The sequence below is a fragment of the Rhodoligotrophos appendicifer genome, from assembly GCF_007474605.1.
Lineage (GTDB): Bacteria > Pseudomonadota > Alphaproteobacteria > Rhizobiales > Im1 > Rhodoligotrophos > Rhodoligotrophos appendicifer.
The window spans coordinates 783266-795922 of record NZ_VHKL01000001.1; the positions used below are offsets into that span (position 1 = coordinate 783266).

Genomic DNA, 12657 nt, shown 5'->3' on the forward strand with positions numbered 1-12657 from the left:
CGAGAATTCGCCGCTCCCACCGCACTTTAGCCCTCTCGTGCGCACGACCATGTCCCAAGCTTCCAAGCGACTGATCTGCATTGCACGAGACCTCACCCGGGCCGCCGTTTGGCCGCCTTTTTGAAGGGTTTCGTCAATGCCTCGTATAATCGGCGGGTCGACGGCTCCGGCAGATTTCGGCAAGATGCTAGGGGACCTCGCCACAACTATGTACGGCGACACCGCGCGGACTGAGTTCAATAGACAGAGAATCTACGCAGCGCAGCGCGAGAACGTTGAAACCGACAACGCCGGCCGGATGCTGGCCGATCCGAACTTTAGTGATGCGGCGAGGCTGCAAGCCACGCTACATTTGGCGGGTAAGGAGCCGATCGACATCGGCAGAGCACTGCTCACCAAATTTGCCTACAAGCTGAAACCTAAGGATCCGATGCTTTCTCAGGCCTGGGTCGGCGCCGGCAACGATTACGGCTCGTCTCCCATGGGATTTGATGAGCAGATGGCTCAGAAGGACCGCTTCAAGAACATGAACATCGGCCAGCGCCGATGGGAGACCGAGCAGAACATAGGTCAGCAGCGGTATGAATTCGATCAGACGCCGGTCGAGGCACTCGTCGGCGGCCGGCCAGCATACGTTCCGCGGTCGGGTGCATTTGCACCAGAGGTAGCGCCCGTTCTCGCGGAAACGGAGATCAAGGCAGCACTCGCCGGCCGGTCCTTCGACAACGGCTTTGAAGGGCTGAACGCGCCACAGCAGCGTTACCTCGGTGTCGACGCCGACCTCGGCGACGACCCAGCCGCCGCCTTCGACACCTATCAGCGGCTCGCTGTCGAGCAAGGCATGGCGCCAAAGGCAGCGCGGCAGTACGCGCTCAGCCAGGCCAGCCGCCGCGGTAACGGGATGAGCGTTACGACCAGCCCTGACGGTGCCACAACAATCGAGATGGGTGGCACTCCGGGGCTTGAGCGTGGGGTCCGAGCGGACCTGCAGAAGGCTGACTTCGCCAATGCTCGGTTCAAAACCCTTCTGGAGAAGACCCGGGAAGCAGCGCTAAAAGACCCGAGCAACTTCGGCATAGTCGGCGTGGGAAAAGGCATTTTCCAGGACACGCGCGAGGTGCTGGGGACCGTTGCGAGGGAGGCGGGCTATCACGACCCCGAAGAGATGCTTGGTCAGATGCGGAACTCGGCTCTGCGCCAGGGCATCAATCCGGATCTGTTGCCGAGCGCATACGATAGCGACTTGCCCGCCCTGCAAACACTGTCCGACCTCCTGGTTTTCTCGGCGGCCGAGGCGCTCGCCGGTCAGAAGGGACGCGACGTCTCGAATGCTGATGTTGAACGCTTCCGCAGAATCGCCGGCGGAGCCGATGACTGGCTGATGAGCCAGACCAAATACCTCTCCAAATTGCAGACGCTCGGCGAAGCCCTGTCCGCAGCCCAGCAGCCCGTGGATCAATATCTAGGCCGTGCAGCGCCACCGCCGGCAGCGCCACCTCCAGCAGAGGCAGCCGCCGCGCCGAGCGTCGTCTACGAGTATGTGCCCGGCCAGGGCCTCAGGAGGAAACCATGATCGAGGTTCGCGGCCCCAATGGCCTTGTGGTTCAGTTTCCTGACGGCACTGATGAGGGCACCATCTCCAGCGCCATGGAGGGAGCGATCGCGCAGCACAGCGGCGCCGCCTCCATGCCAACCGCGCCGACCGCTGAAGTCGATGTACAATGGGCACCACAGCAGCCCGTGCCTGTGGAGGCAGACAACAATCCACTGATCGGCGGCTTCAACACGGTCAGCTCGCTTATGTCGGGTGTGCCTGTCGAGGCTCTCAACGCAGGCGCCGCCAGAACAGCGCGCCCGCTACAGATAGGAGCGCAGGCCGTCGGGCGTGGCGCGGCCGATCTTGTCAGCATGCCGTTTGATCTCTCAGCTGCCGCAATCAACACCGGTGTCGGTGCAGCCAACATGTTCGGCGCCGACCTGGAGCCGATCCGGCCGAACGTCAGCGGCACGCTGGCCGACCTTGCGTCAAGCGGCATGCGTGCCGCCGGGGTCGAACCTATAGATCCCGAAGACATGAGCTGGGCGGAGCGTACGGCTTACAACATCGGCCGCTTCGGCAGCCAGGCCGTGACGGGCGCGGGCGCCACAGTGCCGCTCGCCGTCGCCAGAGGCTCCACAATCGCCGGCGGTTCAGCCGTTCCAAACGTCGGGGACGCTATGCTGCGACCCTACTTTGACAACGCTGCACGGACTTTCGCAGGCGACGCGGCTGCCGGTATGGGCGCGGGCGCCGGTGTGACTGCGGCGCAGGCCGTAGCACCTGACAGCCCGCTTGCGGAAGGTGTCGGCGCGTTCGGCGGCGGCATGGCTGGCGCTGGCGCCGCGGGGCTTACCGGATGGCTTGGCAACTTGGTGGCCGGCATTGCGCGGCGCAGCGCGGACCCACACATCCCTATGGATGCGGAGAGCGGGCAACCTTACCGGCGGGGCGATGTGAACACGGCGGCGCAGTTGCTGCAGGACGCCACATCGAACCCCAGCGTCGCCGGCCAAAACATCCTCGAGAATGCCGGCTACTTCCGGAAGGCCGATCTCCCGATCCCGACCACAGGTCTCCTGGCCGACGACAAGGGCTTTGCCGCCGCGGAGGGTGCCGCTCGATCGGTCGACCCGGTTCCCTTCGCTGAACGTGATGCGCGCGTTCAGGCTGGCGCGAATGACCGCGTAGCCTCCCTCAGCAATCCTGCTGCGGATCCCATGGCGGCACGGCGCTTCGCCGAACAGACTGCGGCCGAGCGCATCGGTGCTGCAGAGGCAGGCGAGCTGACCGCGCGTGATGCATCGGAGTTCGCCGCTCGCGCCGAGCGTGATCTTGGCGCGCCGCTCCAGCCGATCGCCAACGCGGAATCCCGGGCGAACGCCAGCGGCGCGCTGGACGAGGCATTGGTCGATCAGACCTATCGCCCCATGCGGGCCCAGAAGAACGAGCTCTACAACGCGATCGATCCGGAGGGCTCGGTCCAGCGCTCCACTCAGCCGCTGGTCGAGGCCGTGCAGACGGTGCGTCAGGCTGAGGCGGGGCTTCCGCCAAGCATGCGCACGAACAGCGCCATCCTGAACGACATTGCGCGCCTCGTGGATGAGGAAGGCAACGCGGCGCAGATGAGCTTCGCCGACATGCAGTCCATGCGCCAGCGGCTCTCGCAGGAGGCCCAGGTGGCGCGTATGGCGCAGCAGTTCTCCCTGGCCGACGCCTATGACGGCGTCCGGGCAGCGATCGGGCAGGATGCTCGCCGGCTTGCTGAGGAAGGTACGGAGGCTGGAGCGCGCGCCAGGGAGGCGAACCGCTTCTATGCCGAGGATTACGCCCCACTGTTCCGCGCCGGCCCTGGCGACCCCGCTGAGCAACTCACGCGAGGCATCGAGCGCGATCCTACACGGTCGACCACACCGCCGTCGCAGACTGCGCGGCTGTTCCTGTCGCAGCCGGAAAAGGTCGAGAGCCTGCAGCGTGTGTTGCAGGCGTCGCCTTCGAAGGCTGTCGGCGAAAAGGCTGTGGGGGATTATCTCCGATCGGAGTTCGCCACACAGTCGGTCAACGCCGACGGTTCGCTGCACAGGGGCCGAGCGGGCAAGTGGCTGAATGACAACGCGTCGGTGCTCGAGCGCTTCCCCGCTGCGCAACAGGAGCTCCGCGCGATCTTCGATGAGGCCGGCAAGCGTGGCGCCACGGCGCAACAGACGCGGGAACAGCTCGAGCAAGCCCGCAAGGCGGTCCGCGCTACAGAGCGCGAGATCGAACAGGGCGCGGCTGGCCTGCTGATCGGCAATGATCCGGCGAAGGTCGCTGCGAAGGCGCTGCGGGATAACCTTCGCGATCGTGCCGAGGTGATGCGCGAGGTCGGTGCTCTCGTGAAGACCGATCCTGTTGCACGAGCGGGCTGGAAGCAGGCTGTCGCCGAGGCCGTCATCAGCAAGGTGACCAGTGCCACAAAGACCAGCGGCAGCGAGGGCTTCGATGTCACTTACCGGCGACTCGCATCCGAATTCAAGGACAGTGAGAAAGCGCTCGCTGAGGTGTTCGACCCCGAAGAAATGAACACGCTACGGCAGTCGCACAAGCTGCTCGAGACATTCGAGAAGATGCCGAAATCCAGAGGCCGAGCTTTGACCGCAGAGAAGAAGGACAGCCTCGCAATGAAGCTGTTCGAGCTCGGCTCAAAAGGTATGTACGGCGTCCTAAAGGGCGGCGGCATTACCCGAACGGCGAAGATCGCCCTCTCTGTGATGCCAAACAAGCGGCAGCGCGTCGATGATCTGATGACGCTGGCGTTCTTCGATCCGGAGGTGGCGACTTACCTGTTGGGCAAGCAGATGCCAAAGGCCGGCAAGACTTCCAACCCGTGGATCCGGCGCTTCCTGGCGGCTGCTGCGGCGTCGCGGGAAGAGGATAACGGCGAGGAAGAAGTGGGGCTGGATTCGCTTGAAATCACGACCCGGGCGGCAGGAGAACGGAGGGAGGTCCCCTGAAGGATGGGGCCATTTTCAAGCCAAGCCCAGCCCAGCTATGTGTCGCTAGGCGTAGTCGAGGTGCTTGCACTGAGCGAAGCGAATCGATCATCGTAGTCGCGTAGGCGCGATACTGCCTGAAGCCGCAGCTCTCCGGTCCAGCAGTGGTTCAAGAGCTGCTGAGTATCAACAGAAAGCTTTCGCGCCTGCCATACCGAGACCCAGCGCAACTGCGCCTTCAGTGAAGGCCCCGGGGTTTTCAGTGACCATGCCCATGGTCATCAGTCCTGCGCCGCCCGCGATTGCGATTTTTGCCCCTAAACAGCCTAGAGAGCTGTTAGCCAAGATCATCGGTTCATCGATACCCAGATCTTGTCCCGCGGAAACACTCCTCCAGTTCTGCGACAGCTCACTCCGAAGCATCGGAAGAACGCCGCCTTTGGTGCGTTCACTGTTGCGAAAAGCATCCAAAACACTCGCGTCCGTTATGCCTGCCTCATCAATGGCGCGCTGTAAGCCCGCTTCTCCCACAAACTCGACCGCCTCTAGGAGAAAGGTGACGTTACCATCGAGCCGCCGCAAAGCATCGCTAACATTCTTTGGTGGGTTTTGCCGAGCGCCGGCCTGTGTCGAGCCTGGCAGTGATGCCACCGCTTTCTGAAACTCAAGTATGGCTTGTGAGTCGGCAATGGCCTCACGGAGGCGCGATATATCGAGCTCGGCTCTTTCACCCATTTTGTCCCCCGACATGCTCTGAACCTCTTTTTCATCAACTCTTATCAAGTCGAAGCGAAACCTCGGACCTATTTGAAGGCGGGTCAAGCTAACAACTGCTGCGGGAACCGGTCCGAAAAGACCGCTTATGGAAACTATTTCACAGGAGCCAGCGCCAATTGATCACGGAGCAAGTAGCCGTGACATCGTAATCGTCTCCCCGTCTGGTCATCGCACTGAGGTCGTCCTCTGCACAGTGCTGATCTGTCCGATCCTGCGGAAAGCGCCGCGTAAGAAGATCCACTAAGCTTAACGGATCCCCGACGTGGAGGCGGCCAACCTGGGCAATGTTTGGCGAATGCTCACAGGGGGCTTGAGTCCGGCGGGGCCCATGGGCAATTTGCACACCGCCGCGGTCGCGTTACCCTTACGGTGCCGGCCATCGCCCAAATCCCCGAAGCAGGTTCGTACTTTTTTCTACGAAGCGAAGAGTCAACGGTGCAATGGATCGAGATGACAGTCACCCTGGAAGAAATTGAAGCTGCACATTCGCGAATAGCGGGCAAAATCGAGCAGACCTCAATTGTCGCCTCCGCCTCTTTGACGGACAGCGAAGGCTCTCCGGTCCATCTGAAGCTCGAGCATCGGCAGGTCACCGGTAGCTTCAAGCTCAGAGGGGCTACGAATGCCATCACCCTCCTGACCCCCGAGGAGCGGCGCCGGGGCGTCGTAACCATGTCGACCGGCAATCACGGTAAGGCCTTAGCCTTCGCAGCATGCAGGGAGGGCATCCGGACAATAATCTGCATGTCCAGCATGGTACCTTCCAACAAAGTTGAGGCTATCAGAAGTACCGGCGCGGAGGTGCGCATCATCGGCGCGAGCCAAGACGAGGCGGAGGACGAGGTATACCGGCTCGTCGAAGCCGAGGGAGTAAGGCTTATTTCGCCGTTCGACGATGCTGCTGTGATCGCTGGTCAAGGCACGATTGGGCTGGAGATTGCACACGCTATTCCGAGGTCACCGCTCGTGCTCGTTCCGCTGTCGGGCGGAGGACTCGCGGCAGGCACCGCGATCGCTTTGAAAGCTTCGGATCCATCGGCCCGCGTCGTTGGTGTGTCGATGGAACGTGGCGCTGCGATGAAGGCGAGCCTCGACGCGGGAAAGCCTGTTCGTGTGGAAGAGCTTCCCTCGCTCGCTGACGCGCTTGGCGGTGGGATCGGTCTCGGGAACCGGCTGACCTTTCAACTCTGCAAGGATCTCCTGGATGATGTCATGCTGGTGACAGAAGACGAGATCGCCGGCGCCATAAGCCACATTTATCGCGTGGAGAGGGAAGTGGTCGAAGGCGCCGGCGCCGTGGGAGTGGCTGCTTTGCTATCCGGCAAGGTTAAGCCTGATGGACCGGTCGTTGCGGTCCTGTCCGGCCGTAACATCGACATGGCTTCGCATAACAGGATTGTGGGCTTACATCGCACACCAACCGAGGGGCCTCCTCGACTGGTCTACCCGCTCTAGTGTCGCATCGCCTTTGCTCTTACAGGCTGTTTCCGGCCGGCTCCGGGATCTTTGCCACCGTGATCATCGTCTCGGCGAAGGGGCTTCTGAAGCGAAGCTTCAGGCTGAATCTTAAGACGAAGCGCGGACCCTCCGAGGCAAATCTTTCATTGATGTCATCACCTGATAACCCCATGCAGGATCCAGATTTTCATCAACGATCCCCCGTAAAGTTTTCAGCTGTTGCTCGTTGAAATAATCGACATATCCATGCACTTTGCCCCGGCGGACTTTGAAGGAGCGTGGATCGGAAGGATCAGTCGGACGTAGACCTGAGTTTTGATAATAATGATCGCGTTCCAGCCGCTGTAGATTTTCGAAGGCGCAAAAGTCGACAGCTTCTCGGATTTGTTCGGCAGTAAAACTCTCGCCAAGGAAGCGGCTGATCCTGCCCAATTCCAGCTCCGACGACTCCCTCATCTCCTCATACTTTACGAGCATCATTCCAGGCAATTGATGGGTCGCATAAAGCCAATGGTTCATGTAGGCGATAATCGTGTTGATCCCGAAGCCAGGCTGAGTGGCAAACGTGAAAAGGTCTTTCCCTTCAGATAAGTTTTCGCGCCTGCCTGGACCACGCATTGTGATCTGATGATATTGCGACACGGCGACGTCCAGCGGGTGGCGGCCAAGAAACAGTACGCGCGACTTCCGGTACCGGCTCTTATCGGCCTGAAGTGCCGCTACGCCGCCCAAGGGCAAACAATCATGGCTGAAATAGATATTCGGAATCCGCGGGTTTAGGAGGTGTAAATCGCTGTATCCAATCAGAAGACCATCTGGCAGGTCGTAAGTTACCTGATAGAGGCGAGTGAGCATGGCCCGCAGCCATGTTCGACCAGACTTTGGAAATGAGACGACAACGAAATCTGCGCTCTTGACGCGCTGTCTGTCTTGAAGCACCTCCCGAAACTGCTTTCGAGCCTTCGGAGAATTTATCAGCTTTGGGATTAGCCTGAACGCCGGGTGCATTTTTCCCCCTACAGAAACATTAGTTTAGCCGGTGCAGTCGAGAGGCCGAAGCCGAGATTTCTCAGTCCCCTTTGTCTCGCTTTAATGACATCTCACTCTAACCACTCTGATCATTGTCGGTGCCACATTTGGCCCGAGTTTCCGCAACGCTGAGCTCGCAAGAACTTGGTCCTCCCGATAGAGAGCAGCGCAGCTCACGGAACAAGGTAATTGGTCTTGTTGGGAAGTTTGACGAGGCTTGCAAGACCCGGCATACAGAGGCTGTATGGCGTTTTTCATTGCACATACGTCGCCTCCATTAAACCGTATCTGGCATAGGTTGAGCAGCCACGTATGATTATTGCTTATGCCATTTGCGAGGGCGTTCTGCAGCAGCTGGACCTTATTGATGGTCGAATTCCGGAGGCCGCTCTTTGGCTGGACCTTTTCGAGCCTACTCCCGAGGAGGAGCAACTCGTAGAAGCCTCGTTGCAGCTCGATGTGCCCACCTTAGACGAGATGCGTGAGATCGAGGAATCGGCCAGGCTTTATCAAGACGATCAAACGTTATTTATGGTCGCAAGCATTGTGACGGGAATTTCCGAACGGCGGCCCGTCATCAGCGAGGTGACGTTTGTTCTGACTCGCGAACATCTTGTAACCGTTCGGTATGCAGATCCGCTTCCCTTTAGAACCTTTGACTCCAAGTGCAAGAGAGAGCCACTGGCACATACCTCAAGTGATGCCATCTTCGCCTCCTTATTGGAGCACCTGACAAATCGCATCGCGGACGTTCTCGAAAAGGTTGAAGCGACCCTTACTCATTTATCGCGAGAGATCTTCGAGGAGGACGCTGATCAGTTGCCTTCGAAAAATTCGGCTCGGGCTGATCTTCAGAAGGTGATTAAGCAGCTAGGGCGAACCAGTACTCTTACAATGAAACTGCGGGAAAGCCTCTTGAGCTTAAACAGGATCATCCCTTATGCGCGAAGTGGAGCGAAAGATTGGCTGACGGGAAAGGCAGGGGCAATCCTTGATACCGTGGAGCGGGATGTTCGCTCACTGACTGAGTTTCAGGATCACGTCGCCGGGGAAATAAGCTTTTTGCTCGAAGCAACGTTGGGCCTCATTAACATAGAGCAGAACAGGATCATCAAGGTGTTCTCAATTGCCGCTGTCCTGTTCTTGCCGCCGACGCTGGTGGCGACCGCCTACGGGATGAATTTTGATCACATGCCGGAGCTGCACTGGACGTTCGGATATCCCTTTGCCTTGCTTATTATGATCTTGTCGGCAACGCTTCCCTATTATCTATTTAAGCGCAATAAGTGGCTATGATGTTTAAGGCGGACAACGCTGCGAACAGCCTCAAAGGGGACTAAGAGGCCTCACGGTCTTGTCTGTCAGCCTCAGCGTGATTTGCTTTGACTGCAGCATTGGTGCGCGCGATTGTCTCGGGCGTGTTCCTTTTGCTGCGCCACTGCTGGGTCCCATAGCTAATGGCGCCTGCGAGATTGGGCGGCGTACTCTGGTCGCTTGTGACGGTGATTGGCGTGATCGTGCCGGCATCGGATATCCGCCCAGTTGGCTGGAGCCCCTTAAGATCACGCGGGGCGTGAAGATCACGCGGAGCTAGAACGATATCTTAGCCCCTGGGACCACATTCGTTCTACATGCCTGCCTGCTGGACGAGGCCGAGCGCATCGGCGTGCTGGTCGGCGGCACCTATGCGATGACAGAAACCGGCTCCGAACTGCTCTCGGCCGCCGGTGATGTGGACCTCTGCTGAGAGCCTCTGACGGAGGCCGCGTGCTTCACCATCGGATATAGCCGTAATCTGACAACCGTATCCAATGCATCAACACTATTCGCCATCACGCCGACCCGCCAAAAGCATCGGGTGTGTAAACTCGTTTTAAAAAGGATATGCTGGCTTTCCAGCGGTTGTAATAAGCTTCGCTGTTAGGCCTCTCGGGACTACTCGGCGATGCAACAGATTGTCCGCGCCCCCAATTACCCCCGACCAAACGTGAGAGAGATTGAATGACCGACGAATATGCGAATGGCTGGTTTCAGAGTCAATCTGTGGGCGACGGAATTACTTTGATTCGAGAGACTAAAATAAAGCCCCAGTATCGTGCGAATATTTGGTTTGTTCGGGGGAAAGATCGAAACATGATCGTTGATACCGGTTTTGGTTTAGTTAGCCTGCTAAAAAACATCAATTTTCTGTCTGAAAAGCCCATTTTGGCTGTGGCTACCCATAGTCACTGCGATCATATCGGTGGTCATTACGAGTTTTCTCACTCCGAGATTCATGAAGCTGAAGCTGATATTCTTGAGCGTCCTACCAACAGCAATACTGTTGCTCAAGGCTATGTAAGCCGTGAAATGTATGTGGACGATAAAGATCGTGAGCTTTTTAATCTGGATGCCTACTTCATCCACGGTACGCATCCGAAGCGATTGCTGGCTGAGGGAGACCTGATCGACCTCGGGGATCGAACCTTCGAAATCTTGCATCTGCCGGGTCACTCTCCAGGAGGGATCGGCTTGTTTGAACGAGCGACCGGAATTTTATTTTCCGGTGACATGGTGCACAATGGCGAGACTGGTATCGGTCGCTATATGCTCTATCACTCTGATCTTGACGACTGGCTCACAAGCGTCGAGCGGCTGCAACAGCTGCCGGTGAAAAAGGTTCACGCTGGCCATTACGACAGCTTTGACGGCGACCGCTATTCTGAGATTCTCGATGAGTATCTGGAGCGCCGCAGGACACCGAACTTTCCGCTGGTGCTTAACTCGTACGACGTCGGCGAAAAGAAGTAATCAGGCTTCAAGAACCGCCTTCAGAAATACCTGTGTCCGCTCATTCTTCGGATTTCCGAGAACACTTTCCGGCGGACCCTCTTCAAGAATGCGTCCATCGTCGAAAAAGCAAACCCGATCCGCGATTTCTTTAGCGAAGCCCATCTGATGAGTTACTAGGATCATAGCAACAGAATGCTCGGCGGCAAGCTTTCGAATGACCTCCAGAACTTCCCCGACCACTTCTGGATCGAGTGCGCTGGTCACCTCGTCGAACAACATGATTTTCGGCCGCATCGCTAGTGCTCGGGCAATCGCCACCCGCTGCTGCTGACCGCCGGAAAGTTGGGCCGGGTATGCTTTTAGCTTATCAGCCAGGCCCACACTGGCTAGAAGCTCGGTCGCTCGCACTCTAGAAGCGTCGCGAGATAATTTGCCCACTAGGTGAGGCGCCAATGCCACATTCTCCAGAGCAGTTTTGTGCGGGAACAGATTAAATTGTTGAAACACCATACCTATTCGAGAACGGATAGCGCGAACAGTTGCCGCCTCTGCTCGTTTTACTCCGCCTTTCGATGATGGTTCCCAAAGGTTTACACCCTCGATCTCGACAAGCCCTTCGTCCACATCCTCTAAGGTCATTAGCACCCGCAGAAGTGTGGATTTGCCCGATCCACTCCGCCCGATAATGGCAACCTTTTCGTTGTCCGCTAAATCGAAATTGAGTTTGTCCAGAACTACGTGCGCTCCGTATCTCTTCGACAATCCGCGGCACTTAACGAGCAATGACATATGCCTGAAGCCCCCTTTTTCCAATCCGAGCTTCTATTGCGCGTATGATCATCGCTGAAATCACTGACATGGCGAGAAAGAGCACGCCGATGATCGTAATTGGCTCAAGGTACCGGAAAGATTCTGAGCCGATGATCTTGGCAGTCATCATGAGTTCCATGACTGTAATTGCCGAAAGGAGGGGCGTCTCCTTGAACATTGCGATTAAATAATTCCCTAAAGGCGCGACGATCGGAGGGAGCGCCTGGGGGATGATGACATAGCGATATGCATTCCACCGGGATAAATTCAAAGAAACTGCCGCGTCCCATTGCCCTTTACCGATGCTCTCAAGGCCGGCTCGGTAAACTTCGGCGGTGTAGCAGGCATAGTGAACACCTAATGCGAAAATGCCGGTAGTTAGTGCCGAAAGTGCGATGCCGTATTCTGGTAAAACAAAATAAAGAAAGTAGAGTTGAACAAGAAGTGGCGTACTGCGCACGAAGCTAATGAAGACTGTAACTGGCCATGCAATTATCCGCCAGGAGGAGCGGCGGGCAAGCGCAAACGCGAGCCCCAATACCAGCGCCAGCAGGAACCCGGCAACGGCAGCTTCGACTGCCACCACTGCTGCTTGGGCTAGCAAGGGAAATACCTTCAGAGCGTACGTCCAGTTGAACATCAGCGTGCAATGCCCGGTTCAATGCCGACGTTAAATCGCCGTTCAAGGAGGCGCATGAAGCCATTGATTATCATAGAGAGAATAAAATAAAGCACTAGTACACTGGTGAATATAGGCACCACCCTTAATGTCACTGCATTGATAGATGCAGCCTGAAAAGTTAGATCCTGAAGGGTAATCAAAGAAACCAAGGAGCTAATCTTGAGAAGCTCAATGAAGAGGTTGCCAAAAGAAGGAAGCATAATTCTTACAGCTTGAGGCATGACAACATGCCATATCATCTGCGCCGAAGAGAGGTTAAGTGCTGCAGCACTTTCAATCTGGGCTTTGGGGACAGCCAAGATACCTGCCCGAACGACTTCAGCGCCATAAGCGCCGACACACAGCCCCAGGCCTCCGATGCCTGCAATCATTGGAGAGAGCGTGACGCCAAAGAATGGTAGGACAAAAAACAGCCAGAATAATTGAACGAGCGCTGATGTTCCTCGAAAGAACTCAATATAGCATACTGAAAGGACGCGTACCGTCCGGAATCGAGATAATCTGCCTAATCCAGCAGTGAATGCCATGAGCAAAGCGACAACCGCCGCTCCCAGGGTTACTTGAATGGTTACCGCCAAACCATCAAGCAACTGCCAAGAGTTTTCGAAAATTACGTCCAC

10 protein-coding genes are annotated in these 12657 nt (G+C 57.4%); 5 read left to right on the top strand and 5 right to left on the bottom strand.

All coding sequences use genetic code 11. The annotated features are described in order from the left end of the window. Window positions 1-136: 136 nt before the first annotated feature. Window positions 137-1573, top strand: coding sequence for a hypothetical protein (locus FKM97_RS03735; RefSeq protein ID WP_143957761.1), 1437 nt, complete (start codon window positions 137-139; stop codon window positions 1571-1573). After that, window positions 1570-4530, top strand: coding sequence for a hypothetical protein (locus tag FKM97_RS03740; protein ID WP_143957762.1), 2961 nt, complete (start codon window positions 1570-1572; stop codon window positions 4528-4530). Before FKM97_RS03735 ends, FKM97_RS03740 begins: the two co-directional genes overlap by 4 nt. A gap of 165 nt (window positions 4531-4695) precedes the next feature. Here the strand turns inward: FKM97_RS03740 and FKM97_RS03745 are convergent, their stop codons facing one another. Continuing rightward, a complete protein-coding gene (locus FKM97_RS03745; RefSeq protein WP_143957763.1) occupies window positions 4696-5331 on the bottom strand; it encodes a hypothetical protein in 636 nt (211 codons plus the stop codon). 405 nt (window positions 5332-5736) lie between these two features. Between FKM97_RS03745 and eutB the strand changes: the two genes are divergently transcribed. Then, the gene (eutB, locus tag FKM97_RS03750) at window positions 5737-6741 is read left to right on the top strand and encodes a hydroxyectoine utilization dehydratase EutB (RefSeq protein ID WP_143957892.1); all 1005 of its coding nucleotides are present in this window, start codon (window positions 5737-5739) and stop codon (window positions 6739-6741) included. Window positions 6742-6852: 111 nt separating this feature from the next. Here eutB and FKM97_RS03755 read toward each other — a convergent pair whose 3' ends face one another. After that, complete coding sequence (locus FKM97_RS03755) at window positions 6853-7599, bottom strand: sulfotransferase domain-containing protein (protein WP_170240725.1); 747 nt, start codon at window positions 7597-7599, stop codon at window positions 6853-6855. Between the two features lie 486 nt (window positions 7600-8085). On the opposite strand from FKM97_RS03755, the gene FKM97_RS03760 reads away from it, so the two are divergent. Both FKM97_RS03760 and FKM97_RS03765 read left to right on the top strand, forming a co-directional pair. Next, complete coding sequence (locus FKM97_RS03760; RefSeq protein ID WP_143957765.1) at window positions 8086-9069, top strand: magnesium transporter CorA family protein; 984 nt, start codon at window positions 8086-8088, stop codon at window positions 9067-9069. Window positions 9070-9774: 705 nt separating this feature from the next. Then, a complete protein-coding gene (locus FKM97_RS03765; RefSeq protein ID WP_143957766.1) occupies window positions 9775-10563 on the top strand; it encodes an MBL fold metallo-hydrolase in 789 nt (262 codons plus the stop codon). Here the strand turns inward: FKM97_RS03765 and ehuA are convergent, their stop codons facing one another. From ehuA to ehuC, 3 genes are read right to left on the bottom strand one after another with little or no spacing between them, the layout of a single operon-like run. Beyond that, window positions 10564-11334: an ectoine/hydroxyectoine ABC transporter ATP-binding protein EhuA gene (gene ehuA / locus FKM97_RS03770; RefSeq protein WP_143957767.1), complete on the bottom strand. Its 771-nt coding sequence runs from the start codon at window positions 11332-11334 to the stop codon at window positions 10564-10566. Beyond that, window positions 11318-11995: an ectoine/hydroxyectoine ABC transporter permease subunit EhuD gene (ehuD, locus tag FKM97_RS03775; protein WP_143957768.1), complete on the bottom strand. Its 678-nt coding sequence runs from the start codon at window positions 11993-11995 to the stop codon at window positions 11318-11320. Before ehuD ends, ehuA begins: the two co-directional genes overlap by 17 nt. Beyond that, window positions 11995-12657 (bottom strand): ectoine/hydroxyectoine ABC transporter permease subunit EhuC, encoded by a 663-nt coding sequence (ehuC, locus tag FKM97_RS03780; RefSeq protein WP_143957769.1) that lies wholly within the window; start codon window positions 12655-12657, stop codon window positions 11995-11997. Before ehuC ends, ehuD begins: the two co-directional genes overlap by 1 nt.

Coding starts and splice junctions, on each gene's coding strand:
- FKM97_RS03735 (WP_143957761.1), top strand. CDS start 137: ATGCCTCGTATAATCGGCGGGTCGACGGCTCCGGCAGATTTCGGCAAG.
- FKM97_RS03740 (WP_143957762.1), top strand. CDS start 1,570: ATGATCGAGGTTCGCGGCCCCAATGGCCTTGTGGTTCAGTTTCCTGAC.
- eutB (WP_143957892.1), top strand. CDS start 5,737: ATGACAGTCACCCTGGAAGAAATTGAAGCTGCACATTCGCGAATAGCG.
- FKM97_RS03755 (WP_170240725.1), bottom strand. CDS start 7,599: ATGCTCACTCGCCTCTATCAGGTAACTTACGACCTGCCAGATGGTCTT.
- FKM97_RS03760 (WP_143957765.1), top strand. CDS start 8,086: ATGATTATTGCTTATGCCATTTGCGAGGGCGTTCTGCAGCAGCTGGAC.
- FKM97_RS03765 (WP_143957766.1), top strand. CDS start 9,775: ATGACCGACGAATATGCGAATGGCTGGTTTCAGAGTCAATCTGTGGGC.
- ehuA (WP_143957767.1), bottom strand. CDS start 11,334: ATGTCATTGCTCGTTAAGTGCCGCGGATTGTCGAAGAGATACGGAGCG.
- ehuD (WP_143957768.1), bottom strand. CDS start 11,995: ATGTTCAACTGGACGTACGCTCTGAAGGTATTTCCCTTGCTAGCCCAA.